The organism is Malikia sp. (genome assembly GCF_028687635.1).
Lineage (GTDB): Bacteria > Pseudomonadota > Gammaproteobacteria > Burkholderiales > Burkholderiaceae_C > Malikia.
Map to the genome: position 1 here is coordinate 38,354 of NZ_JAQTZS010000013.1, position 21,394 is coordinate 59,747.

23 protein-coding genes and 1 pseudogene are annotated in these 21,394 nt (G+C 66.6%); 8 read left to right on the forward strand and 16 right to left on the reverse strand.

All coding sequences use genetic code 11. The annotated features are described in order from the left end of the window. Positions 1-30 precede the first annotated feature (30 nt). Positions 31-444 carry a lactoylglutathione lyase gene (gloA, locus tag PHR85_RS09550; protein WP_300053536.1) on the forward strand — a complete coding sequence of 138 codons (414 nt, stop codon included), beginning with the start codon at positions 31-33 and terminating at the stop codon, positions 442-444. Between the two features lie 19 nt (positions 445-463). Here the strand turns inward: gloA and serS are convergent, their stop codons facing one another. The 3 genes from serS to PHR85_RS09565 are packed head-to-tail and all read right to left on the reverse strand — an operon-like array spanning position 464 to position 3,238. After that, on the reverse strand, positions 464-1,801 hold the full coding sequence (gene serS / locus PHR85_RS09555; protein WP_300053539.1) for a serine--tRNA ligase: 1,338 nt from the start codon (positions 1,799-1,801) through the stop codon (positions 464-466). A 49-nt stretch (positions 1,802-1,850) separates the two neighbouring features. After that, positions 1,851-2,792, reverse strand: coding sequence for a 4-hydroxy-3-methylbut-2-enyl diphosphate reductase (ispH, locus tag PHR85_RS09560; RefSeq protein WP_300053542.1), 942 nt, complete (start codon positions 2,790-2,792; stop codon positions 1,851-1,853). Further along, positions 2,792-3,238: an FKBP-type peptidyl-prolyl cis-trans isomerase gene (locus PHR85_RS09565; RefSeq protein WP_300053544.1), complete on the reverse strand. Its 447-nt coding sequence runs from the start codon at positions 3,236-3,238 to the stop codon at positions 2,792-2,794. Before PHR85_RS09565 ends, ispH begins: the two co-directional genes overlap by 1 nt. A gap of 134 nt (positions 3,239-3,372) precedes the next feature. Here PHR85_RS09565 and radC point away from each other — a divergent pair, with 134 nt between their 5' ends. Then, positions 3,373-4,047: a DNA repair protein RadC gene (gene radC / locus PHR85_RS09570; protein ID WP_300053669.1), complete on the forward strand. Its 675-nt coding sequence runs from the start codon at positions 3,373-3,375 to the stop codon at positions 4,045-4,047. A 5-nt stretch (positions 4,048-4,052) separates the two neighbouring features. Here radC and PHR85_RS09575 read toward each other — a convergent pair whose 3' ends face one another. Further along, positions 4,053-6,011, reverse strand: coding sequence for a methyl-accepting chemotaxis protein (locus tag PHR85_RS09575; protein WP_300053546.1), 1,959 nt, complete (start codon positions 6,009-6,011; stop codon positions 4,053-4,055). A gap of 350 nt (positions 6,012-6,361) precedes the next feature. On the opposite strand from PHR85_RS09575, the gene PHR85_RS09580 reads away from it, so the two are divergent. The 3 genes from PHR85_RS09580 to PHR85_RS09590 all read left to right on the forward strand — a co-directional run bounded on the left by PHR85_RS09580 (position 6,362) and on the right by PHR85_RS09590 (position 9,966). Further along, positions 6,362-7,021, forward strand: coding sequence for a Smr/MutS family protein (locus tag PHR85_RS09580; protein WP_300053549.1), 660 nt, complete (start codon positions 6,362-6,364; stop codon positions 7,019-7,021). A gap of 227 nt (positions 7,022-7,248) precedes the next feature. Continuing rightward, positions 7,249-8,502, forward strand: coding sequence for an RNA-guided endonuclease TnpB family protein (locus tag PHR85_RS09585; RefSeq protein ID WP_300053552.1), 1,254 nt, complete (start codon positions 7,249-7,251; stop codon positions 8,500-8,502). A 216-nt stretch (positions 8,503-8,718) separates the two neighbouring features. Continuing rightward, complete coding sequence (locus PHR85_RS09590; protein WP_300053554.1) at positions 8,719-9,966, forward strand: transposase; 1,248 nt, start codon at positions 8,719-8,721, stop codon at positions 9,964-9,966. Between the two features lie 60 nt (positions 9,967-10,026). On the opposite strand, the pseudogene PHR85_RS09595 reads toward PHR85_RS09590, so the two are convergent. Then, a pseudogene (locus PHR85_RS09595) lies at positions 10,027-10,194 on the reverse strand (hypothetical protein); the annotation flags it as partial. Between the two features lie 270 nt (positions 10,195-10,464). Here PHR85_RS09595 and PHR85_RS09600 point away from each other — a divergent pair. Beyond that, positions 10,465-11,106, forward strand: a complete 642-nt coding sequence (locus tag PHR85_RS09600; protein WP_300053556.1) for a glycine zipper 2TM domain-containing protein — start codon at positions 10,465-10,467, stop codon at positions 11,104-11,106. A gap of 6 nt (positions 11,107-11,112) precedes the next feature. Here the strand turns inward: PHR85_RS09600 and PHR85_RS09605 are convergent, their stop codons facing one another. The 11 genes from PHR85_RS09605 to PHR85_RS09655 all read right to left on the reverse strand — a co-directional run bounded on the left by PHR85_RS09605 (position 11,113) and on the right by PHR85_RS09655 (position 19,490). Continuing rightward, a complete protein-coding gene (locus tag PHR85_RS09605; RefSeq protein WP_300053559.1) occupies positions 11,113-12,189 on the reverse strand; it encodes a sulfate/molybdate ABC transporter ATP-binding protein in 1,077 nt (358 codons plus the stop codon). 26 nt (positions 12,190-12,215) lie between these two features. After that, positions 12,216-13,124: a sulfate ABC transporter permease subunit CysW gene (gene cysW / locus PHR85_RS09610; RefSeq protein ID WP_300053561.1), complete on the reverse strand. Its 909-nt coding sequence runs from the start codon at positions 13,122-13,124 to the stop codon at positions 12,216-12,218. Further along, on the reverse strand, positions 13,121-13,951 hold the full coding sequence (gene cysT / locus PHR85_RS09615; RefSeq protein ID WP_300053563.1) for a sulfate ABC transporter permease subunit CysT: 831 nt from the start codon (positions 13,949-13,951) through the stop codon (positions 13,121-13,123). Before cysT ends, cysW begins: the two co-directional genes overlap by 4 nt. Next, entirely contained in the window at positions 13,952-14,950 is a 999-nt protein-coding gene (locus PHR85_RS09620) for a sulfate ABC transporter substrate-binding protein (RefSeq protein ID WP_300053566.1), read from the reverse strand. A 98-nt stretch (positions 14,951-15,048) separates the two neighbouring features. Beyond that, positions 15,049-15,624: an alpha/beta hydrolase gene (locus PHR85_RS09625; protein WP_300053569.1), complete on the reverse strand. Its 576-nt coding sequence runs from the start codon at positions 15,622-15,624 to the stop codon at positions 15,049-15,051. A gap of 22 nt (positions 15,625-15,646) precedes the next feature. Next, positions 15,647-16,243: an NADPH-dependent FMN reductase gene (gene ssuE / locus PHR85_RS09630; RefSeq protein WP_300053572.1), complete on the reverse strand. Its 597-nt coding sequence runs from the start codon at positions 16,241-16,243 to the stop codon at positions 15,647-15,649. A gap of 48 nt (positions 16,244-16,291) precedes the next feature. After that, complete coding sequence (locus tag PHR85_RS09635; RefSeq protein WP_300053575.1) at positions 16,292-17,095, reverse strand: ATP-binding cassette domain-containing protein; 804 nt, start codon at positions 17,093-17,095, stop codon at positions 16,292-16,294. A 23-nt stretch (positions 17,096-17,118) separates the two neighbouring features. Next, positions 17,119-17,961: an aliphatic sulfonate ABC transporter permease SsuC gene (ssuC, locus tag PHR85_RS09640; protein WP_300053671.1), complete on the reverse strand. Its 843-nt coding sequence runs from the start codon at positions 17,959-17,961 to the stop codon at positions 17,119-17,121. Between the two features lie 22 nt (positions 17,962-17,983). Then, positions 17,984-18,958 carry a sulfonate ABC transporter substrate-binding protein gene (locus PHR85_RS09645; protein WP_300053578.1) on the reverse strand — a complete coding sequence of 325 codons (975 nt, stop codon included), beginning with the start codon at positions 18,956-18,958 and terminating at the stop codon, positions 17,984-17,986. Positions 18,959-19,069: 111 nt separating this feature from the next. Beyond that, positions 19,070-19,213 (reverse strand): hypothetical protein, encoded by a 144-nt coding sequence (locus PHR85_RS09650; RefSeq protein WP_300053581.1) that lies wholly within the window; start codon positions 19,211-19,213, stop codon positions 19,070-19,072. 7 nt (positions 19,214-19,220) lie between these two features. Next, a complete protein-coding gene (locus tag PHR85_RS09655; protein ID WP_300053583.1) occupies positions 19,221-19,490 on the reverse strand; it encodes a hypothetical protein in 270 nt (89 codons plus the stop codon). A 136-nt stretch (positions 19,491-19,626) separates the two neighbouring features. On the opposite strand from PHR85_RS09655, the gene msuE reads away from it, so the two are divergent. Continuing rightward, positions 19,627-20,199, forward strand: a complete 573-nt coding sequence (gene msuE, locus PHR85_RS09660) for an FMN reductase (protein ID WP_300053586.1) — start codon at positions 19,627-19,629, stop codon at positions 20,197-20,199. 73 nt (positions 20,200-20,272) lie between these two features. Beyond that, positions 20,273-21,376 carry a dimethylsulfone monooxygenase SfnG gene (sfnG, locus tag PHR85_RS09665; protein ID WP_300053589.1) on the forward strand — a complete coding sequence of 368 codons (1,104 nt, stop codon included), beginning with the start codon at positions 20,273-20,275 and terminating at the stop codon, positions 21,374-21,376. The last annotated feature ends 18 nt before the right edge of the window (positions 21,377-21,394 follow it).

A 21,394-nucleotide genomic window follows, 5' to 3' on the forward strand; every position in this document is an offset into this window, starting at 1 on the left:
TCGACACGCGCATGTCGCACAATGGTTGACATGAGAATCCTGCACACAATGCTGCGCGTCGGCCACCTCGAGCGCTCGATCACCTTCTACACCCAGGTGCTGGGCATGAGCCTGCTGCGCCGCTCGGAAAACCCCGAGTACCGCTATTCGCTGGCCTTCCTGGGCTTTGAGGGCGGCAATCCGGCCCAGGCCGAGATCGAGCTGACCTTCAACTGGGACACCGAGCATTACGAAATGGGCACGGCCTACGGCCATGTCGCCATCGGCGTGCCCGATGCCTACGCCGCCTGCGAGAAGATAAAGGCCGCCGGCGGCCAGGTCACGCGCGAGGCCGGCCCGGTCAAGGGCGGCAGCACCGTGATCGCTTTCGTCACGGACCCGGACGGGTACAAGATCGAGCTGATCCAGCGCGCCGAGGACCAGGCCGGCGTCGGCCTGCGCTGAGCCCCGGTGCCGAGGCGGCTCACGCTCCGAGCGTGACCACGCCGCCCAGATAGGGCCGCAGCGCGCCCGGCACCGTGATGCTGCCGTCGGCGTTCTGATAGTTCTCCAGCACCGCGACCAGGGTGCGGCCGACCGCCAGGCCGGAGCCGTTCAGGGTATGAACCAGCTCGTTCTTGCCCTGCGCGTTCTTGAAGCGGGCCTGCAGGCGGCGGGCCTGGAAAGCCTCGCAGTTGGACACCGAGCTGATCTCGCGGAAGGTGTTCTGTGCCGGCAGCCAGACCTCGAGGTCATGCGTCTTGGCAGAACCAAAGCCCATGTCGCCCGTGCACAGCGCGATCACGCGATACGACAGGCCCAGCGCCTGCAGCACGGCCTCGGCGTGACCGGTCATCTCTTCCAGCGCCTCGTAGCTCTGCTCGGGGTGGACAATCTGCACCATCTCGACCTTGTCGAACTGGTGCTGGCGGATCAGGCCGCGCGTGTCGCGACCGGCGCTACCGGCTTCGGAGCGGAAACAGGGGCTGTGCGCGGTCAGCTTGATCGGCAGCTCGGACTCGGCCACGATCTCGTCGCGCACGAAGTTGGTCAGCGGCACCTCGGAGGTCGGGATCAGGTACAGGGCCTGGGTGTCGGGCACCTCATCGCCCTCCTGGCCGCCCTTCTTGGCCGCGAACAGGTCGGCCTCGAACTTGGGCAGCTGGCCGGTGCCGCGCAGCGACTCGGCGTTGACGATGTAGGGCACATAGCACTCGGTGTAGCCATGCTGCTGGGTCTGCAGGTCGAGCATGAACTGGGCCAGCGCGCGGTGCAGGCGCGCGACCGGTCCCTTCATGACGGCGAAGCGCGAACCCGATAGCTTGGCCGCGGTCTCGAAATCCAGCCCCAGCGGCTCGGCCAGCGCGACATGGTCCTTGGCCTCGAAGCCGAGCTCGGGCGGGTTGGCGCCGAAGCCGCCCTGCGGGCTCCAGCGGCGCAGCTCGACGTTGCCGGACTCGTCCGCGCCGACCGGCACGCTCTCGTGCGGCAGGTTCGGCACCGCCTGCAGCAGCGCCAGCAGCTCGCCCTGGATCTGGTCCAGCCGCGCGGCGGAGTGCTCAAGCTCGGTCTTGTACTGGCCGACCTCGGCCATCACGGCATCGGCCTCGGCGTGCTGGCCCTTGCCCTTGAGCATGCCGATCTGCTTGGACAGGGTGTTGCGGCGGGACTGCAGCTCCTCGGTACGGATCTGCAGCGCCTTGCGCTCGTGTTCGAGCGACTGGAAAGCGTCCACGTCGAGGAAGGCTTGCGGGTTCTTGCGGGTTTGCAGGCGGGCCACGACGGCGTCGAGGTCCTTGCGCAGGAGGGTGATGTCTAGCATGGGTTCTGATTGTGCTGAAATATTGGGAGCCGGGCAGGCGCAGCAGCGCTCAGGCCGGATCGGCTTCGATCTTGAGTCCCTTGGGCAGCGGGAACTTGGTGGTCTCGCGCACGCCGTCGAGGCTGCGCACCGCGACCGCGCCGAGCGCCTTCAGGCGCTGGACCACGCCCTGCACCAGGTCCTCGGGGGCGGAGGCACCGGCGGTCACGCCGACGCTGGAGCGGCCCTCGAACCAGGCGTCCCGCAGCTCGCTGGCGTCGTCGACCATGTAGGCCGGCACGCCCAGTCGCTCGGCGAGTTCGCGCAGGCGGTTGGTGTTCGAGCTGGTCGGGCTGCCGACCACGACCACGGCGTCGACCTGGGTTGACAGCAGCTTGACCGCGTCCTGGCGGTTCTGCGTCGCGTAGCAGATGTCCTGCTGCTTGGGGCGGCGGATCTGGGGGAAGCGTGCCTTGACGGCGGCGGTGATCGCGGCCGCGTCATCGACGCTCAGCGTGGTCTGCGTCACCACGGCGAGCTTGTCGATCTGCGACGGCTGGACCTTGTCGACGTCCGCCAGGTCCTCGACCAGGTGGATGCCGCTGTCGAGCTGGCCCATCGTGCCCTCGACCTCGGGATGACCCTTGTGGCCGATCATGATGAACTCGTAGCCTTCCTGGTGCAGCTTGGCGACCTCGACATGGACCTTGGTCACCAGCGGACAGGTGGCGTCGAAGATGCGGAATCCGCGCGCCTCGGCCTCGCGCTGCACCGCCTGGCTCACGCCGTGGGCGCTGAACACCAGCGTCGCGCCCGGTGGCACCTCGTCGAGTTCCTCGATGAAGATGGCGCCGCGCTGTTTCAGGTCGTTGACGACATGGGTGTTGTGCACGATCTCGTGGCGGACGTAGATCGGGCGGCCGAATTTCTCCAGCGCGCGCTCGACGATCTCGATCGCGCGATCGACACCGGCACAGAAGCCGCGCGGCTCGGCCAGCAGCACCTGCTCCATCACAGCACCCCGATCAGCTGGACCTCGAAGCGCACCGGCTGGCCGGCCAGCGGGTGGTTGAAGTCGAAGCGGACCGCGCCGTCCGCGTTGACCTCGAGCACCGTGCCGGCATAGCTGCCCAGACCGTCCGGGGTCGGGAACTGCACCACATCACCCGCCACGTACTGCTCGTGGCGATCGCCGAGCTGGTCGAGCAGCTTGCGCGCGACCCACTGCACCATCTCGGGCTGACGCTCGCCGAAGGCCTCGCCAGCGGCGAGCTCGATCACGGTGTGGCCGCCCTCCTCCAGGCCGAGCAGGCGCGCCTCGATGGCGGGCGAGAGTTCGCCGCCGCCCAGGCTGAGCGTGGCGGGCTGGGCCTCGAAGGTGTTGATGAAGTCGCGTCCGTCCGGACCCGAGAGGCGGTAGTGCAAGGTGAGGAAGGAATCGGTTTCGACTTGAGCCATGGGTGACACCTGCGGACGCAAAGATGGTAGAAAGACACCAGACCCGGCCAGGCGCCATCGGAAGCGCCGGCCACGGATCAGGGCGTAGACCCCTATTGTAGGAAAGGGAGGATGGGCGAATGAGCAGCATCAGTATTCCCCTCAAGGGGCTGCCGGCCGACGCGCGACCGCGCGAGAAGCTGCTGCAGCGCGGCCCCTCGGCGCTGAGCGACGCCGAACTGCTGGCGCTGCTGCTGCGCACCGGCGTGCAGGGCAAGAACGTGCTCGAACTGGCGCAGGAACTGGTCGACCGCTTCAAGGGGGTGCGCGGTCTGCTGCACAGCGGCGCCGAAGCGCTCGGGCAGGTCAAGGGCCTGGGGCCGGCCAAGCTCGCCGAGCTGCTGGCGGTGGTCGAGCTCGCACGGCGCGCGCTGGCGCAGGAGCTGAAGGAGCAGCCGCTGTTCGACAGCCCGCAGGCGGTCGCGCATTACCTGCAGCTGCATTTCGGCCACAAGCCGCACGAGGTGTTCGCGGTGCTGTTTCTCGACAGCCAGCACCGGCTGCTGGCGCTGGAGGAGATGTTTCGCGGCACGCTCGCGCAAACTTCGGTCTACCCGAGAGAAGTCGTGCTGCGCGCGCTGCACCACCATGCGGCGGCCGTGGTGTTCGCGCACAACCACCCCAGCGGCACCGCCGAGCCCTCGCGCGCCGACGAGATGCTGACACAGACGCTCAAGTCCGCGCTGTCGCTGGTCGACGTGCGCGTGCTCGATCATTTCGTCGTCACCGCGTCAGCCTGCCGCTCGATGGCCGAACTCGGCCTGGTCTGAACCGATCAGATGCCGGCATCCGCCTTGAGCTTGCGGATGGCGTGGATGACGACCTGGGAGGCCTGGGAGAACGGCGCATGGGCCTCCAGCATGTCGGAGGCCTTCCCGTACTCCTCCTGATTGATGGCATGCGCCACCTGGCCGGCCTGCTGGTGAAAGTCGGCGTGCTTGCGCACGAGGTCGGAGAACACCGGCAAATGCCCGAACCTCTGCCCGCCGGAGCCATGCACCCACTCGCCCAGATTGCAGCAGTCGTCGCGCGACGCCTTGGCGGCGTCGATGGTTTCGCGGGCGGTGATCGCATGGCGCAGCTTCAGCTTCCAATCGGCGTGGGCCTTGATGGCGCTGTTGAGGTCGATCCCGATATCGGTCGTCGATGCCAGCGACGCGCCCGACTCGCTGCCCGCGTCCTTGGCCGCTTCCGATAGCCGGAACACCGCCACCGCCTGCACGAGCCCATGCGACTGCTGCTTGAGGTTTTCTCCGGCGGCGGACATCTCCTCGACCAGCGCGGCGTTTTGCTGCGTCGCGTGATCCATCTGGAGCATGGCCGCGCCGATCTGCCCCACGCCCGTGCTTTGCTCGGCGCTGGCGGCGCTGATCTCGGTCATGATCTCGTTGACGCGCTGGATGCTGGACACCACCTCGGTCATGGTGGCGCCGGCCCGATCGACCTGCTGCGTCCCCTGATCGACGCGCTCCACGCTGGTGGTGATCAGCCCCTTGATCTCCTTGGCCGCCTCGGCGCTGCGCACCGCCAGGTTCCTGACCTCGGCCGCCACGACAGCGAAGCCGCGACCCTGCTCGCCAGCGCGCGCGGCTTCCACGGCGGCGTTCAGTGCCAGGAGATTGGTCTGGAAGGCGATGCCATCGATCACGCCGATGATGTCGGCGATGCGACGCGAGCTGTCGTTGATGCCCTTCATCGTGTCGACCACCTGGGCCACCGCCGCGCCACATTCCTCGGCCACCGCGCTGGCGCTGCGCGCGAACTGATTGGCCTGCTTGGCGTTGTCCGAGTTCTGGCGCACCGTGGAGCCCAGTTCCTCCATCGAAGCCGAGGTCTGCTCGAGCGCGCTGGCCTGGTGTTCCGTGCGGGCCGACAGGTCCATGTTGCCCTGCGCGAGCTCGACGCTGGCCGTCGAGACCGTCATCGCGGCGTGGCGCACGGTGCCGACCACGCGCGCCAGCGCCTCCTGCATGTCGCTCAGCGCTCGCAGCAGTTGCCCCATCTCGTTGCTGCCGCTGGCGTCGATCTGCCGGGTCAGGTCACCGCCGGCGACGGCGCGGGCGATATCAACCGATTGCTCGATCGGACGGACGATGGAGCGGATGAGCCACAGCGCCAGCCAGACAGAGACCAGCAGCGCGATGACGCACGCGATGCCGACCTCGATCTCGATCGAGCTGGCGGCATCCTCGGCGGAGCGAGCGGAGCGAGCCGCGTGCTCGTTCTGTATCCTGGTCTCGTCGTGCAGGGCGGCAAAGTAGGCCTGCTGCACCGGCCGCACCGTATCGAAGAGCGCGGCGACCGCCTCGTCATGACGGCCCTGCTCCAGCAAGCCCAGATAACGGTCCAGCTCGACCTGGTATCGCTGGCGCTGCTGCTCGATGCGCTTGAGCGCCTCGCGCCCATCCGTCGACTGGATCAAGGGGTCGAGGCGCCCCAGTATCTGGTCAACCGCCTGGCGTGAAGCCTGCAGGCGCCTAGACTCCGCCTGGATCGGCTCGGCGTCTCGCATCAGGGCGATGTTGCGGATCACGCGCGCTTGCAGGTTGACCTCGTCGCGCAGGTCGCCGAGTTCGTGCAGCGTGCTCATGCGCCGGTCCGTGATGTCCACCAGACTGCGCTGCATATGACGCGCTTGCAGCACCGTCAAGGTGCCCATGGCGACCAATATCAAAACCACAAGACCAAAAGCCAGCGAGAGACGCGTCGAAATCTTGATATCTTTGAAATTCATGAGGATTCTCTATGGGTCCAGCGATCGGAACGGGAACACCCAGGGCGCAGCAAGTCCCCCATTCGATGGGGTGGACTTGATGAGGCAGCCCTGATTTCAAGGCCATGAAGGGTGTTCAAAAGTCGATATTCCGACTGAAATCTGCTAGCAACCTATTGATTTAAAAAGGATTATGAACAGATTTTTGATATTTTAACTTTAAATATTATCAATATTTTGATAAAAATATGATACACCAAAATAATGACGTTTGGATTACAAGACGAATTCAGCATCGGCGTCAGGCTCGACCCCCTCACCGATAGCGCCGACACAACCCGGGACAAGGGGGCTGCGCGACAATCAGCGCCATGAAGGTGCGCTCACTCTCCGAACTCAAGACCCTGCGCAAGGCGCTGGCGGAGCAGGCCGCGCGCCTGGTCGCCGAGCGCGCCGCCGCCGAGGCGGCCCGACGCGAGGCCGAGGAGCGCACGCACAGGGACCGCCTGCTGTTCGAGCGCACGGTCGGCGTGGTGCAGCGGCTGCCGCACCACGGCCGTCATCTGCTGCGGCCACACCCGCCCCTGCCGCGGCCGCAGCAGCGCGAACTCGACGAACAGGCGGTGATGCGCGAGGCGCTGAGCGACCTGTTCGATGCCGAGACCCTGCTGCACACCGACGAGCACCTGAGTTTCCGCCGGCCCGGCGTCGGCCCCGAGGTGGCGCGCAAGCTGCGCCAGGGCGACTGGAGCATCCAGGCCCAGGTCGACCTGCACGGTCTGCGCACCGACGAGGCACGCGAAACCCTCGGGGTCTTCATCCGCGAGGCGCACAAGCGCGGCCTGCGCTGCGTGCGCGTGGTGCATGGCAAGGGCCTGGGCTCGCCCGGCAAGACGCCGGTGCTCAAGAGCCGGGTGCACAGCTGGCTGGCGCAGAAGAACGAGGTCATGGCCTTCGTGCAGGCACGTCCGGCCGAGGGTGGAGCGGGCGCGCTGGTGGTGCTGCTAAGGCCTTCGCACCGGACTCACTGAACTGGCTTGCGCTCACGGTAGGCCTGGTTGCCTAGGGCGAGCCGGACCACCAGCTGGCCAGCGGTGTTGCTCAGGTGCCGCCGGCCGGCAGGGTTGCATTCAGTTACCGTAAAATCTGCTCAATTCTTATCTTTCATGCTCATACCTGCTCACGCACTGTGACGGCATGACGGGAAGAACCGCAGCCCTGTTCAAGCCGTGCGGGTTTGTGCCAGAATCATGCCGCCATGCTGATCGCGCACAAGATTGCTCTCGATCCGAACAACGCACAGGCCACCTATCTGGCCCGCGCGGCGGGTGTGGCGCGCTTCGCCTACAACTGGGCGCTGGCCGAGTGGAAGCGCCAGTACGAGGCCTGCAAACTGGATCCGACGCTGCCCAAGCCTTCCCAGGCTGCCTTGCGCCGCCAGTTGAACGCCATCAAGCGCGAACAGTTCCCCTGGATGCTCGAAGTCACCAAGAACGCACCGCAGATGGCGATCATCCAGCTGGGCCAGGCGTTCCAGAACTTCTTCGCCGGCCGCGCCAAGTACCCACAGTTCCGGAAGAAGGGCGTTCACGACCGCTTCAGCCTCAGTAACGACCAGTTCAGTCTTGACGGTTCACGCATCCGCATCCCCAATCTCGGCTGGGTACGGATGCGCGAAACGTTGCGCTTTGCTGGCAAGCTCCTGTCAGCCACGGTTTCCCGCGTGGCGGACCGCTGGTTGGTCAGCATTGCCGTCGATACCCAGGACGATTCACACCTACCCCAGGCCGAAAACGAGCCCCAAGACGAAAACCAAGTCAAAGGCGAGTCTCGACGTAGCCAAGACCAAGGCGCGGTCGGTGTGGATCTGGGCGTCTCGGCACTCGTCACGCTTTCGACGGGAGAGGTGATTCCCGGTCCCAAGCCCCACAAGGAGCTGCTGTGCCGCCTGCAACGGCTGTCACGCAGCCTGTCGCGCAAGCAGAAGGGCTCGGCCAATCGCAAGAAGGCCAGGGCCAGGCTGGCCAAGCTCCATGCCCGCATCGCGGCGATCCGTTCCGATGCCCTGCACAAGCTCACGACGGACCTCACGTGGCGCTTTCACACCATCGGCATCGAAGACCTGAACGTCAAGGGCATGGTCAGGAACCGCAGCCTGGCCCGGTCGATCGCCGACATGGGATTCTTCGAGTTCCGGCGGCAACTGGACTACAAGGCGGCGATGCGTGGGGGGCAGGTGATCGTGGCGGACCGCTGGTACCCCAGCAGCAAGACCTGTTCGGGCTGCGGGCACCAGCTCGACCAACTGCCGCTGTCGGTGCGCGACTGGACTTGTCCGCACTGCGGCGCGAACCACGACCGCGATGTGAATGCGGCGATCAATTTAAGAAATTTGGCCGTGAGTTCCACGGTTACAGCCTGTGGAGAGGAAGGCTCTGGCCGCTGTCGCAAGACGGGGGCGAAACCGGCCTCGGTGAAGCAGGAAGTCAGCTTTGTTGATGTTTGTACATGAATGAGCAAGTCTGTCAGAACGGCATGGACCTCGGCCTCGCTGAGCGACTCCACCCGCTGCTTGGCCACCAGTCCGGTCACGCCCATGGCGACCAGCCGCTCCTTGACTAGGAGCGCGGCAAGCCTCCCCCTTCAGGGAGAGGTCAAGAGCGCCGGCCCGCGCAGCGGGCCACATGGCTCACTGCACAGACCACTTCGCTGCTACGATAATCCGCCCATGTCGATCAAGGCTTTTCGTTTCCAGCTTCGGGTCAAGCCCGGCACCGAGCGTGCCTTGCGCCGGTACGCCGGCTCGTGCCGCTGGGTGTGGAATGCCGCGATTGCCGAGCAGCAGCGCCGGCGCGAGATGGGTGAGAAGTTCGCCGGGCACGCGGCCATGTGCCAATGGCTCACCGGATGGCGGCACTCGCCCGCGACCCAGTGGCTGGCCGAGGCCCCGATCCATCCGCTGCAGCAGACGCTGCGCCGGCTCGAAGCCGCCTACCAGCGCTTTTTCGCGGGCCAGGGCGGCTACCCGAAGTTCAAGCGGCGCGGGCAGGAGCCGGGTCTGCGCTTCCCCGATCCGAAGCAGTTCGCGCTGGACCCCGTCAACGCCCGAGTGAAGCTGCCCAAGCTGGGTTGGCAGCGCCTGCGCCTGTCGCAGCCCGTGGTCGGCGAACTGCGCAACGCCACGGTCACGCGCGAGCGCGGCCATTGGTTCGTGTCGCTGCAGGTGGAGTTGCCCGACGTGCTGCCGGCCGCAGATCTGGCGCCGACGCTGGGCATCGATCTGGGCGTGGCGCTGTTCGCTGCGACCAGCGACGATCAGAAGATCCAGCCGCTCAAGGCACTGGAGCGCCAGCAGCGCCGCCTCAGGCGCTACCAGCGCGCCGTCTCGCGCAAGGTCAAGGGCTCGCGCAACCGCCGCAAGGCAGTGGACCGGCTCGGCCGCATTCACGCGCGCATCGCCGCGCAGCGCAGCGACTGGCTCCACAAGCTCAGCACCCGGCTGGCCGATTCGCATCCCGTCATCGCCATCGAGGATCTGAGGGTCGCGGCGATGTCGGCCAGCGCCGCTGGTACGGTGGAGGCACCGGGCAAGCAGGTGCGACAGAAGGCGGGCCTGAACCGCGCGATCCTCGATCAGGGCTGGGCCGAGTTTAGGCGCCAGCTCGAGTACAAGTGCGCCACCCGAGGCGGTGCGGTGGTGCCGGTGAACCCGGCCTACACCAGCCAGCGATGCAGCCAGTGCGGCCATGTCTCGGCCGACAACCGCCAGACGCAAGGCGCCTTTGCCTGTGTGGCCTGTGGCCACGCCGAAAACGCGGACACGAACGCCGCAAAGAACATTCTGGCCGCCGGACTGGCGGTCTGGTCCCGTGGGACCGCAGCCTGTGGAGCGGAAGTCAGCCGCGCCAAGCCCGCGAGGGCGAAGCGCGCAGCCGCGAAGAAGCAGGAACCCACCGAGGGGTTGGTGCATGTCTAGCGCGCGTACCAACCCGGTAGGAATCCCCGGCCTTCAGGCCGGGGAGGAAGTCAACGACTCCACCGTCACATAGACATGCTCGTAGCCGCAGGCCGGGGCATCCGTCAGCGCCAGCTTCAGCGTGCCGCTGGAGTTGTCCGAGCCGCCACCGCCACAGGCGGCCAGCAACAACGTGGCAGCCGATACAGCAGCCAGCGACCAGGCAGAGGATTTTGCAAGCTGGGGCATGGAGATCTCCTACGATTCGTGATGAAGCAGCCGATCGTCCGCGAAGCCGGCCGTCTGTCAGTAAGCAAATGAAACCGATGATTCGCAATCATTTGCACCCGCTGGTTCAGTATGAGCAATCGCTGGATCAACTGCCAGGGGTGATACACAGGCTTACAAATTGGTCCTCGGAACGCGGAACCGAGCCTGTCATGGAGGCAACAATCCGGCACACGCTATGCTGCGGTGCATGACACCGACCGGCTTTGTCTGGATTGAAAAGGAAAACGCATGAACAAGTCACTGATCTCCTGGGCCGTCGCCGCCCTCGCGCTGGGAAACGTCGGTCTGGCCCAGGCTGAAGGGCTGCCCGAGGGCGCCCTGACGCCCAAGGCCCAATATGCCGCCGACGCCCAGGCAGCGCAGTCACGCTACAAGTCGGACCTGAAGCTCTGCGCCGACGAGCCGGAGTCCACCGGCCGCATGCAGTGCAAGCGCGATGCGAAGGCCGAATACGAGCAGGCGCTCACGGACGCCAAATGGCGCCAGGATTCCGCCGGCAAGGTGGCGCCGGCCCAGACCTTCAAGCCCAAGGCCCTGTGCGCGGATTGCGGCAAGGTGAGCTCGGTCCAGTTGCTGGATCGGGCCGGTGAAGGCAGCGCGGTCGGCATGATCGCTGGCGGCGCGGCTGGCGCCTTGCTGGGGCGCCAGGTCGGCGCCGGCCTGGGCAAGGACCTGGCCACGCTGGCGGGGGCGGCTGGCGGGGCCTACGCCGGCAAACAGCTCGAACAGCGGATGAAGACCCAGAAGGTCTGGGATGTCACGGTCGCCTACCCCGGTGGCGACACCCTGCATTACGAGTTCACCCAGGACCCCGGTTTGCAGGTGGGCGATGTCGTGCGCAAGAGCGAGCTGTCGATCGTGCGCTATTGAGTCTTCTTATTTCAGGAAGACGCGCGCCTTCTTCGGCGACAGCACCAGCTTTTCTCCGTCGCGCAAGGCCAGCTCCCGGAAGCGCTCGGCCGGGATCTGCGCCTCGATCAGCGGGTCGTGGCCGCTGGGGACCTGCGGGTCCTCGGGCAGCAGCTCCAGGCGGGCGATCGGTCCGACCACGACCGCGCGCTCGAGCTTGGCCACGATGCCGCTCGCGCCGGGCTGCCAGCGCTCGACCTCCAGGTCGTGCGGGCGCACATAGGCATAGGCCTGGGCATCCTGAGCGGCCGCGTGTTCCGGCGTCTCGATCGCCACGCCGTCGAGGTGCAGCAGCCCCTCGTGCGCGCGGCCGTGGAACAGGTTGACGTCGCCCAGGAAGCCGTAGACGAAGGGGCTGGCCGGCTGGTCCCAGACCTGCTGCGGCGTGCCGGCCTGCTCGACCTGGCCCTTGTTCATCAGCACCACGCGGTCGGCGACCTCGAGCGCTTCCTCCTGGTCGTGGGTGACGAAGATGCTGGTGACATGCAGCTCGTCGTGCAGGCGGCGCAGCCAGCGGCGCAGCTCCTTGCGCACCTTGGCATCCAATGCGCCGAACGGCTCGTCGAGCAGCAGCACCTTGGGCTCGACCGCCAGCGCGCGTGCGAGCGCGATGCGCTGGCGCTGGCCGCCCGACAGCTGTGACGGGTAGCGGTCGGCCAGCCAGTCGAGCTGCACCAGGCTGAGCAGCTCGTGCACCTTGGCCTTGATCTGGGCCTCGGACGGGCGCAGCTTGCGCGGCTTGACGCGCAGGCCGAAGGCGACGTTCTCGAACACCGTCATGTGGCGAAACAGCGCGTAATGCTGGAACACGAAGCCGACCTGGCGCTCGCGCACATGGACGTCGGTGGTGTCCTCGCCGCTGAACAGGATAGCCCCCTGGTCGGCCGATTCCAGCCCGGCGATGATGCGCAGCAGCGTGGTCTTGCCGCAGCCCGAGGGGCCGAGCAGCGCGATCAGCTCGCCCGAGTCGATGTGCAGGTTGATGTCGCGCAGGGCCTGGAAGTCGCCGAACTGCTTGGAGACGTTGCGGATTTCGATGCTCATGATGGGTCTTCTCTTGCGGTCCGGATTCAGTGCGTCGCCGCGCCTGCGGCGGCGGGGCGCTCGGGCGGCAGCTCGGCGACGCCCTTGAGCTCGCGCTCGTGGCGCCATTCGACCGCGCTCTTGATGGCCAGCGTCACCAGGGCCAGCAGCGCCAGCAGCGAGGCGACCGCGAAGGCCGCGACCGACTGGTATTCGTTGTAGAGGATCTCGACATGCAGCGGCATGGTGTTGGTCTGGCCTCGGATATGGCCCGAGACCACCGAGACCGCGCCGAACTCGCCCATGGCGCGCGCGTTGCAGAGGATGACGCCGTAGATCAGGCCCCACTTCATGTTGGGCAGGGTCACGTACCAGAAGGTCTGCCAGCCGCTGGCGCCAAGCACGATCGCGGCCTGCTCCTCGTCGTTGCCCTGGGCCTGCATCAGCGGGATCAGCTCGCGGGCGATGAAGGGAAAGGTCACGAACACGGTGGCCAGGATGATGCCCGGCACCGCGAACACGATCTTGATGTCATGCGCCTGCAGCCAGGGGCCGAACCAGCCCTGGGCGCCGAACACCAGCACGTAGATCAGGCCCGCCACCACCGGCGAGACCGAGAACGGCAAGTCGACCAGCGTGGTCAGGAAGGCCTTGCCCTTGAACTCGTACTTGGCGATGCACCAGGCGGCCGCGATGCCGAACACCAGGTTCAGCGGCACAGCGACCACGGCGGTCAACAGGGTCAGGCGGATCGCCGACCAGGCATCGGGGTCCTGCAGCGCCTCCAGATAGGCCGCCCAGCCGTTGCGCAGCGCCTCGGTGAAGACGGCGGCCAGCGGCAGCAGCAGGAACAGCGCCATGAAGGCCAGCGCCAGGCCGATCAGCAGCCAGCGCACGGCGCGCGACTCGGTGGTGCCGGCCTGCACGCGCGAGGGGGTCTTGTTGACGGAACTCATGCCGGGGCTCCCGAACGGCGGCGCTGCCAGCCCTGCAGCAGGTTGATGAGCAGCAGCATCACGAAGGCGAAGCCCAGCATCACGCTGGCGACCGCGGTGGCGCCGGCGTAGTCGTACTGTTCGAGCTTGCCGATGATGATCAGCGGCGTGATTTCGGACACCATCGGCACGTTGCCGGCGATGAAGATGACCGAGCCGTATTCGCCCAGCGCACGGGCGAAGGCCATCGCGAAGCCGGTCAGCAACGCGGGCAGGATCGAGGGCAGGATCACCAGGCGGAAGGTCTGCCAGCGGGTCGCGCCCAGGCAGGTGGCGGCCTCTTCGAGCTCCTTCTCGGCGTCTTCCAGCACCGGCTGCACCGTGCGCACCACGAAAGGCAGGCCGATGAAGATCAGCGCGATCACGATGCCGTTGGGATTGAAGGCGAGCTGGATGCCATGCGGCTCCAGGTACTGGCCAATCCAGCCGTTGCCGGCCAGCAGCGCCGACAGCGAGATGCCGGCGACGGCGGTCGGCAACGCGAACGGCAGGTCGACCAGCGCGTCGACCAGTCGCTTGCCCGGGAATCGGTAACGCACCAGCACCCAGGCCACCAGCAGGCCGGCGACCACGTTAACGCCGGCCGCCAGCAGCGAGGCACCGAAGGTCAGCCGGTAGGAGGCCAGCACGCGCGGCGAGGCCACGGCGGACCAGAACTGATCGAGCGTCAGGCTGAAGGTCTTGAACAGCAGCGCCGACAGCGGGATCAGCACGATCAGGAACAGATAGAACAGGGTGTAGCCCAGCGTGAGCTGGAAGCCGGGCAACACCTTCTTGCCAGCCGCCATTTACTTGCCCGCCGTGTAGAGCTTGTCGAACTGGCCACCATCATTGAAGTGGACCTTCTGCGCCTCGGCCAGCGAGCCGAAGTACTGCTCGACGGTGAACAGCTTGATCGGCTTGAGCTGCTGGCTGTGCTTCTTGAGGATGGCCGGATTGCTCGGGCGGATCGCGTGCTGGGCCGCGATCTCCTGCGCCGCATCGCTGTAGAGGAAGTCCAGGTAGGCCTTGGCCTCAAGGGCGGTGTTCTTCTTCTTGACCGTGCGCTCGACGATGGCGACCGGGTTCTCGGCCACGATGCTGGCCGAGGGGTGGATGGCATCGACCTTGCCGGCGCCGAACTCCTTGTCGACCGAGACCACCTCGGACTCGAAGGTCACCAGCACGTCGCCGATGTTGCGCTGCAGGAAGATGCCGGTCGCGTCGCGCCCGCCGCGCGCCAGCACCGGCACGTTCTTGTACAGCTTGCCGACGAAATCGGCCGCCTGCGCGTCCGTGCCGCCCTTGGCGCGCACCGAGCCCCAGGCCGCCAGATAGGCCATGCGGCCGTTGCCGCCGGTCTTGGGGTTGACCAGCACCACCTGGATGCCCGGCTTGACCAGGTCGTCCCAGTCCTTGATGCCCTTGGGGTTGCCGTTACGCACCAGGAACAGCATGGTCGAGCTGGTCGGCGCGGCGTCATGCGGGAAGCGCTTGCGCCAGTCCTTGGCGACCACGCCCTTGTCGGCCAGGAAATCGATGTCGGTGGTGGTGTTCATCGTCACCACGTCGGCGTCGAGCCCGTCGGCCACGGCGCGCGCCTGCGCGCTGGAGCCGGCATGCGACTGGTCGATCTTGATGTCCTTGCCGGTGCTCTTCTTGTAGCTGGCGACGAAGGCCGCGTTGACGTCCTTGTAGAACTCGCGCGAGACGTCGTAGGAGACGTTGAGCAGGCTGGTCTGGGCCGAGGCCAGCGAGCTGGCGGCGAGGGCGACGGCGGCCAGGGCGGTGCGCAGGGTGGTCTTCATGGATCTTGCTCCGGAATTTCGGGAATGGCCCGATTCTGGCCGACGCCCTTAAATTCACAAACTACTTATTTATTGTTTTCTTATGCGTAAATCAACTATCAAGCAGCGGTCTCGCCCTGCTCCACCGAATGAACCCAGCGCGATGGCAGGCCGGCCAGCGTTTCCAGCAAGGCCAGCCCGAGCGGCCAGTCGCCGTGACCGCTGTCGACGTTGATGTGGCCAGCCTCCTGCAGCCGCATGAACTCGCTGCCCCAGGCCCGCGCATAGGCCCCGGCCAGCCGCGCCGGACAGAAGGGATCGTTGCTGCTGGCGACGACGATGCTGCGGTAGGGCAAGGCCTGGTAAGGCACGGGCGCGAAGTCGGCCAGCACGCCGCGACGCTCCGGGTCGGCCGGCGCGACCAGCAGCGCGCCCTGGATGCGCGCGGCCACCTCGTGCGGCAGGTGCACGGTGGTGATGCAGCCCAGGCTGTGCGCCGCGACCACCACCGGACCCTCGACGGCCAGGATGGTCTCGGCCAGGCGATCGACCCAGGCCCGCCGCAGCGGCGAGACCCAGTTGTCCTGCACCACGCGCCGCACCCGGGGCAGCCGCTCGGCCCACCGGGTCTGCCAGTGACCCGGGCCGGAGTCACGCCAGCCGGGAACGATGACGACGGTCGGGAGTTCGGCCATGGCTCGGATCCTTCGCAGGCAATCAGACGCTGTACTGGACGGATTCGAACGCGACCGGCGCGAAACCCGGCTTGACCGGCAGTCGCAAGCCTTCGTGCAGCAGGATATGCACCGCGTCGTCGAGCCGGTCCTGGATCTCGTCGCCGATCCGGTAACTGCCGTCTTCGTCCTTGGGAATCTGGTTGTCGGAGGCGTAGACCCCTGGCAGGATATGCTTGGCGCCGAGCGACTGCAGCACCGGGCGCAGCGCGTAGTCGAGCGCGAGCATGTGGTGCGGACTGCCGCCGGTGGCCAGCGGCAGCACCACCTTGCCCTTGAGCGCGGTCTGCGGCAACAGGTCCAGGAAGACCTTGAGCACGCCGCTGTAGGCGGCCTTGTAGACCGGGGTCGCGACCACCAGCGCCGAGGCAGACTCGACCTGGGCGATGGCGCGCTTGATGCTCGCGTGATTCCAGTCGGCCAGCAGCAGCGCCTGCGGCGACAGGTCGCGGATCTGCACACGGTCGATGTAGAGCTGGCGGCTGCCTGCCTGCTGTTCCAGGCGCTGCTGCACCCCGTCGAGCAGGGCGGCCGAGCGCGAGTGCTCGGAGGGACTGCCGGCGATCAGTAACACGGACATGGTGGTTTCCTCGGGTGAATTTCGGTTCGATGCCGGGGGCGAGCCGGCTCAGATCGCCCAGCGCAGCGCGTGCGCCGGCAGCCAGGATGGTTCGGGCGCGGGCGCATCGACCTCGGGCAATTGCAGCACGCGGTCGAGGATGCGCTTTTCGGTCGCGGCAAAGGCGGCGTCGCCACGCGAACGCGGGCGCGCCAGCTCGATGCGTTCGTCGAGCGCGATCTCGCCGTTCTCGATCAGGATCACGCGGTCGGCCAGCGCGACCGCCTCCTGCACGTCGTGCGTGACCAGCAGCGCGGTGAAGCCGTTGCGGCGCCACAGGCCCTCGATCAGCTCGTGCATCTCGATGCGGGTCAGCGCGTCGAGCGCGCCCAGTGGCTCGTCAAGCAGCAGCAGGCGCGGCTGGTGCACCAGGGCGCGCGCCAGCGCCACGCGCTGGCGCTGACCGCCCGAGAGCCGGGCCGGCCAATCCCGCAGGCGGTCGCCGAGTCCGACCTGGGCCAGCACGCGCTCGGCGTCGGCGAGGCGCTCGGGCGGCAGGCCCAGCGCCACGTTGTCGATCACGCGCTTCCAGGGCAGCAGGCGCGCCTCCTGGAACATGATGCGGATGTCGTCGCGGCCCTGGCGGGACCGGCTGCCGTCGAGCAGCAGCTCGCCGCTGCTGGCCTGGTCGAGGCCAGCCACCAGGCGCAGCAGCGTGCTCTTGCCGCAGCCGCTGCGGCCGACGATGGCGACGAACTCGCCAGGCGCCACATTCAGGTTGTTGTGGCGCAGCACTTCGCGCTGGCCGAAGCGCTTGCCAAGCTGGCGCAGTTCCAGACGCACGCCACCGGCGCAGGATGTGTTGTCGTTCATTTCGGATCTCCGTATCGGTCGCGTCACTGGTAGCCAGGGTGCCAGCGCAGCCAGTAGCGTTCGAGGCCGCGCGCGAACAGGTCGGCGAGCTTGCCCAGCAGCGCGTAGAGCAGGATGCCGACCAGCACGATGTCGGTCTGCAGGAATTCGCGCGCGTTCATGGTCAGGTAGCCGATGCCGGCCTGGGCCGAGATGGTCTCGGCCACGATCAGGATCACCCACATCAGGCCGAGCGAGAAGCGCAGGCCGACCAGGATCGAGGACAGCGCGCCCGGCAGCACCACCTGGGTGTAGAGGCCCCAGCGGCTCAGGCCGTAGGTGCGCCCCATCTCGATCAGGCCCGGGTCGACGTTGCGGATGCCGTGGAAGGTGTTGATGTAGATCGGGAAGAAGACCGAGATCGCGATCAGGAACAGCTTGGCCGTCTCGTCGATGCCGAACCACAGGATCACGAGCGGAATCAGCGCCAGCGCCGGGATGTTGCGGATCATCTGGATCGTCGAGTCGAGCAGGGTCTCGATCCAGCGCACCGATCCCGTCAGCAGGCCCAGCACCAGGCCGAGGCCGCCACCGACCGCCAGCCCCAGCAGGGCGCGGCCGGCACTGATCCGGACATGGGTCCAGAGCTCGCCTGAAATGGTCAGCTGCCATGCGGCCCGGCCGACATCAAGCGGCGCCGGCAACACGCGGGTCGAGAGCCAGCCGCGCGACGCGGCCAGCTGCCACGCGACGATCAGTACCAGGGGCAACAACCAGGGCAGCAACGGCCTGCCGATGCGCGCGAGCAAGGGCCGCAGCAGGGAAGTGGAAGGACCGGCCGGTATCTCGGCGAGCGTGATTTCGGCCAGGCGGGCGGAGGTGGACAGGCTCATGGGTGTTCCCTCGCGCTCAGTTCAGGCTGACCGGGGCGGCATGCCGCAGGTTGAGCGACCTGGGAATCAGCTTGAGGTCGAAGAAGGCGTCGGCGATCGCCTGCTGCTCGGCCAGCACATCCCCCTTGACGGGCACCACGCCGAAGGTCGTGCGGCTGATCCACAGCTCGGTGATCGCCTGATCCAGACCCAGGATCCTGGAGAGCTCCTGCGCGGCGGCGGGCTTGTTCTTCTCGACCCAGCGATCGATCTTGTCGATTTCTTCCAGCGCGATGCGCAGCAGGTCGGTGTTGTGGGTGGCGAACTCGCGCGAGCTGAAGAAGTACCAGCGGTTGCTGACCACGCCCGTGCCGTCGGCCAGGACCCGGGCGCCGAGCGTTTTCTGGGCCGCCGCGAGGAAGGGGTCCCAGATCGCCCAGGCATCGACCGCGCCGCGCTCGAAGGCGGCGCGCGCGTCGGCCGGCGGCAGGAAGACCGGCTGCACGTCGCTGTACTTGAGGCCATGCTTTTCCAGCAGCTTGACGATCAGGTACTGCACGTTGGAGCCCTTGTTGAAGGCGATCTTCTTGCCCTTGAGATCGGCCACGCTGCGGATGGGCGAGTCCTTGGGCACGACGACGGCCTCCAGCTTGGGGCGCGGATTGCTGGAGCCGACATAGACCAGCGGCGCGCCCGCGGCCTGGGCAAAGATGGGCGGCGCTTCGCCGACATCGCCGAAGTCGATCGAGCCGACGTTGAGCGCTTCAAGCTGCACCGGACCGGCGGTGAACTCGGTCCAGCTCACGCTGGCGCCCAGCGGGGCCAGCCGTTTTTCCAGCGTGCCACGGGCCTTGAGGATCGAGAGCCAGCCCTTCTGGTAGCCGATGCGCAGCACGCGCGGGGCTTTCGCGGCACCGGCCTGGGCCAGCGCGAGGCCGCTGACACCGAGGGCGCTGGTGGCGGCGAAGGTCTTGAGCAGGAGACGGCGTTGCAGGTTGTTGCGGGTCGACATGGGCTTTCCTTGTTTGACGTGCGGCCCGTTTGACATCGGGGCCTGTGAGCGAATGGACGAATCATCCGCATTCGCCCATGCTTGGTAAACGAAGAAAAGCGAATCTTCAAATTACAAAAACAAGCAAGACAGGCCGAATCCCGCAATGGCAGCCGCCACCACGAGATAGGTGGCCCATTCCAGCGGGGTCATGCCGTTGTCGGGCGGCAAGCCTTCCCTGGACAGGTAATGCGGCGGGATGTCATCGATGTTCATGCTCGTCTCAAGGCAAGTTGATGGGAATCGTCCCGGCGTCGAGCTCGGTGACGGATGACAGACTGACCTTGAACCGGGTCAGCAGATGCACCGAGGCGCGGTCGAAGTCGAAGACCGCTGCAGCAAGCCTGCGGCGGCTGGGATGAAAGTTGCTCAATTCATGCATGACGCACCTCCGAATGATGAATTGGGCTATCTTCGGCGAGACATATTGCGGCGTGAAGCGAGAAAAACTCAGTTGCATATTCGCTCCCTGATGAATCAGGGCGCAGCTCAAGCCAGGCACTCCACTTATCCGAATTTCGAATATCCATATTCGGAAACCGTTTCCTGATATCCAGATTTGGAATAGATCGTTGGATTAATTCCGGCCGCTGGCTAGCATCCATCACATCCAATCATCAGGAACCGCAATGAGCCGCCCCTACCGAATCACCGCCCTCGTCGGCAGCACCAGCACCCAGTCCCGGACCCAGGTCCTGGTCGACGCCATCGTCAAGGCGCTGGCCACCCAGGTGGCCGTGGATGTCAAGCTGGTCGAACTGTCCAAGCTCGGCACCCGCTTCGGCGCCGCCGTCCTCAAGGACCAGCTTGACGCGCCAGCGCTGTCGGCGCTCGACCAGATCGAGCAGGCCGATCTCGTCATCGCCGCGAGCCCGGTCTACAAGGGCAGCTATACGGGCCTGTTCAAGCATGTGATCGACTTCGTCGGCATCGACACGCTGGTCGACACCCCCGTGATCCTGGCGGCGACCGGCGGCGGCGACCGCCACGCGCTGGTGGTCGAGCACCAGCTGCGCCCCCTGTTCGGCTTCTTCCGCGCCCACACCATCCCGACCGCCGTCTACGCCTCGGAGGCCGAGCTGGCGGGGTACGAGGTCAGCAGCCTCGCGCTGCAGGAGCGCATCAACGAGGCGGCCGCGCAGGCAGCCCAGGTGCTGCGCCAGACCGGCTCGACCGACGCCCTGCTCAAGCGCGCCGCCTGAACGCTCGCCAGCCCCGTTTCATTCATGTCAGGCCTGAACGCAGGCCAGCCCATTCTTTCAGCAGGAGATAGCCATGAGCACCAGCAGAATCCCCACCGGCGAGCACATCAAGTTTGCCTACTGGGTCCCCAACGTCAGCGGCGGACTCGTGATCAGCAAGATCGAGCAGCGCACCCACTGGGACATCGACTACAACCGGCGCCTGGCGCAGACGGCCGAGAAGGCGGGCTTTGACTATGCGCTGAGCCAGATCCGTTTCACCGCCGGCTATGGCGCCGAGTACCAGCATGAATCGGTGTCGTTCACCCATGCGCTGCTGGCCTCGACCGAGCGCCTGAAGGTGATCGCCGCGATCCTGCCGGGTCCCTGGACACCGGCCCTGCTGGCCAAGCAGGTCGCCACCATCAACCACCTGACCCACGGCCGCATCGCGGTCAACATCGTCAGCGGCTGGTTCCGGGGCGAGTTCAACGCGATCGGCGAGCATTGGCTGGACCACGACGAGCGCTACCGCCGCTCGGAGGAGTTCATCCGCGCCATCCGCGGCATCTGGAGCCAGGACAATTTCAGCTTCAGCGGCGACTTCTACCGCTTCAACGACTACACGCTGCGTCCGAAGCCGCTCGACCCGCAGCCCGAGATCTTCCAGGGCGGCAGCTCGCGCGCCGCGCGCGACATGGCCGCGCGCGTGTCCGACTGGTATTTCACCAACGGCAACACGCCCGAGGGCATCAAGGCCCAGATCGACGACATCCGCGCCAAGGCCGAGGCCGAAGGCCGCACGGTCAAGATCGGTGTCAATGCCTTCGTGATCGCCCGTGACACGGAAGAGGAAGCCCGGCAGGTGCTGGCCGAGATCGTCGAGCAAGCCGATCCCGAAGCCGTCAACGCCTTCGGTCACGAGGTCAAGCAGGCCGGCAAGGCCTCGCCCGAGGGCGAGGGCAACTGGGCCAAGTCGACCTTCGAGGACCTGGTCCAGTACAACGACGGCTTCCGCACCAACCTGATCGGCACGCCGCAGCAGATCGCCGAGCGCATCCTGGCGCTCAAGGATGTCGGCGTCGACCTGGTGCTGACCGGCTACCTGCACTTCATCGAGGAAGTCGAGTATTTCGGCCAGAAGGTGCTGCCGCTGGTGCGCGAGCTCGAGGAGCGCCGCCTGCGGAAGGCCGCCTGAGACGGCAGGCCGCCCTGG

Bases quoted from the DNA above. Each gene is read 5' to 3' on its own strand.
- gloA (WP_300053536.1), top strand. From the start codon at position 31: ATGAGAATCCTGCACACAATGCTGCGCGTCGGCCACCTCGAGCGCTCG.
- serS (WP_300053539.1), bottom strand. From the start codon at position 1,801: ATGCTAGACATCACCCTCCTGCGCAAGGACCTCGACGCCGTCGTGGCC.
- ispH (WP_300053542.1), bottom strand. From the start codon at position 2,792: ATGGAGCAGGTGCTGCTGGCCGAGCCGCGCGGCTTCTGTGCCGGTGTC.
- PHR85_RS09565 (WP_300053544.1), bottom strand. From the start codon at position 3,238: ATGGCTCAAGTCGAAACCGATTCCTTCCTCACCTTGCACTACCGCCTC.
- PHR85_RS09575 (WP_300053546.1), bottom strand. From the start codon at position 6,011: ATGAATTTCAAAGATATCAAGATTTCGACGCGTCTCTCGCTGGCTTTT.
- PHR85_RS09580 (WP_300053549.1), top strand. From the start codon at position 6,362: ATGAAGGTGCGCTCACTCTCCGAACTCAAGACCCTGCGCAAGGCGCTG.
- PHR85_RS09585 (WP_300053552.1), top strand. From the start codon at position 7,249: ATGCTGATCGCGCACAAGATTGCTCTCGATCCGAACAACGCACAGGCC.
- PHR85_RS09590 (WP_300053554.1), top strand. From the start codon at position 8,719: ATGTCGATCAAGGCTTTTCGTTTCCAGCTTCGGGTCAAGCCCGGCACC.
- PHR85_RS09600 (WP_300053556.1), top strand. From the start codon at position 10,465: ATGAACAAGTCACTGATCTCCTGGGCCGTCGCCGCCCTCGCGCTGGGA.
- PHR85_RS09605 (WP_300053559.1), bottom strand. From the start codon at position 12,189: ATGAGCATCGAAATCCGCAACGTCTCCAAGCAGTTCGGCGACTTCCAG.
- cysW (WP_300053561.1), bottom strand. From the start codon at position 13,124: ATGAGTTCCGTCAACAAGACCCCCTCGCGCGTGCAGGCCGGCACCACC.
- cysT (WP_300053563.1), bottom strand. From the start codon at position 13,951: ATGGCGGCTGGCAAGAAGGTGTTGCCCGGCTTCCAGCTCACGCTGGGC.
- PHR85_RS09620 (WP_300053566.1), bottom strand. From the start codon at position 14,950: ATGAAGACCACCCTGCGCACCGCCCTGGCCGCCGTCGCCCTCGCCGCC.
- PHR85_RS09625 (WP_300053569.1), bottom strand. From the start codon at position 15,624: ATGGCCGAACTCCCGACCGTCGTCATCGTTCCCGGCTGGCGTGACTCC.
- ssuE (WP_300053572.1), bottom strand. From the start codon at position 16,243: ATGTCCGTGTTACTGATCGCCGGCAGTCCCTCCGAGCACTCGCGCTCG.
- PHR85_RS09635 (WP_300053575.1), bottom strand. From the start codon at position 17,095: ATGAACGACAACACATCCTGCGCCGGTGGCGTGCGTCTGGAACTGCGC.
- PHR85_RS09645 (WP_300053578.1), bottom strand. From the start codon at position 18,958: ATGTCGACCCGCAACAACCTGCAACGCCGTCTCCTGCTCAAGACCTTC.
- PHR85_RS09650 (WP_300053581.1), bottom strand. From the start codon at position 19,213: ATGAACATCGATGACATCCCGCCGCATTACCTGTCCAGGGAAGGCTTG.
- msuE (WP_300053586.1), top strand. From the start codon at position 19,627: ATGAGCCGCCCCTACCGAATCACCGCCCTCGTCGGCAGCACCAGCACC.
- sfnG (WP_300053589.1), top strand. From the start codon at position 20,273: ATGAGCACCAGCAGAATCCCCACCGGCGAGCACATCAAGTTTGCCTAC.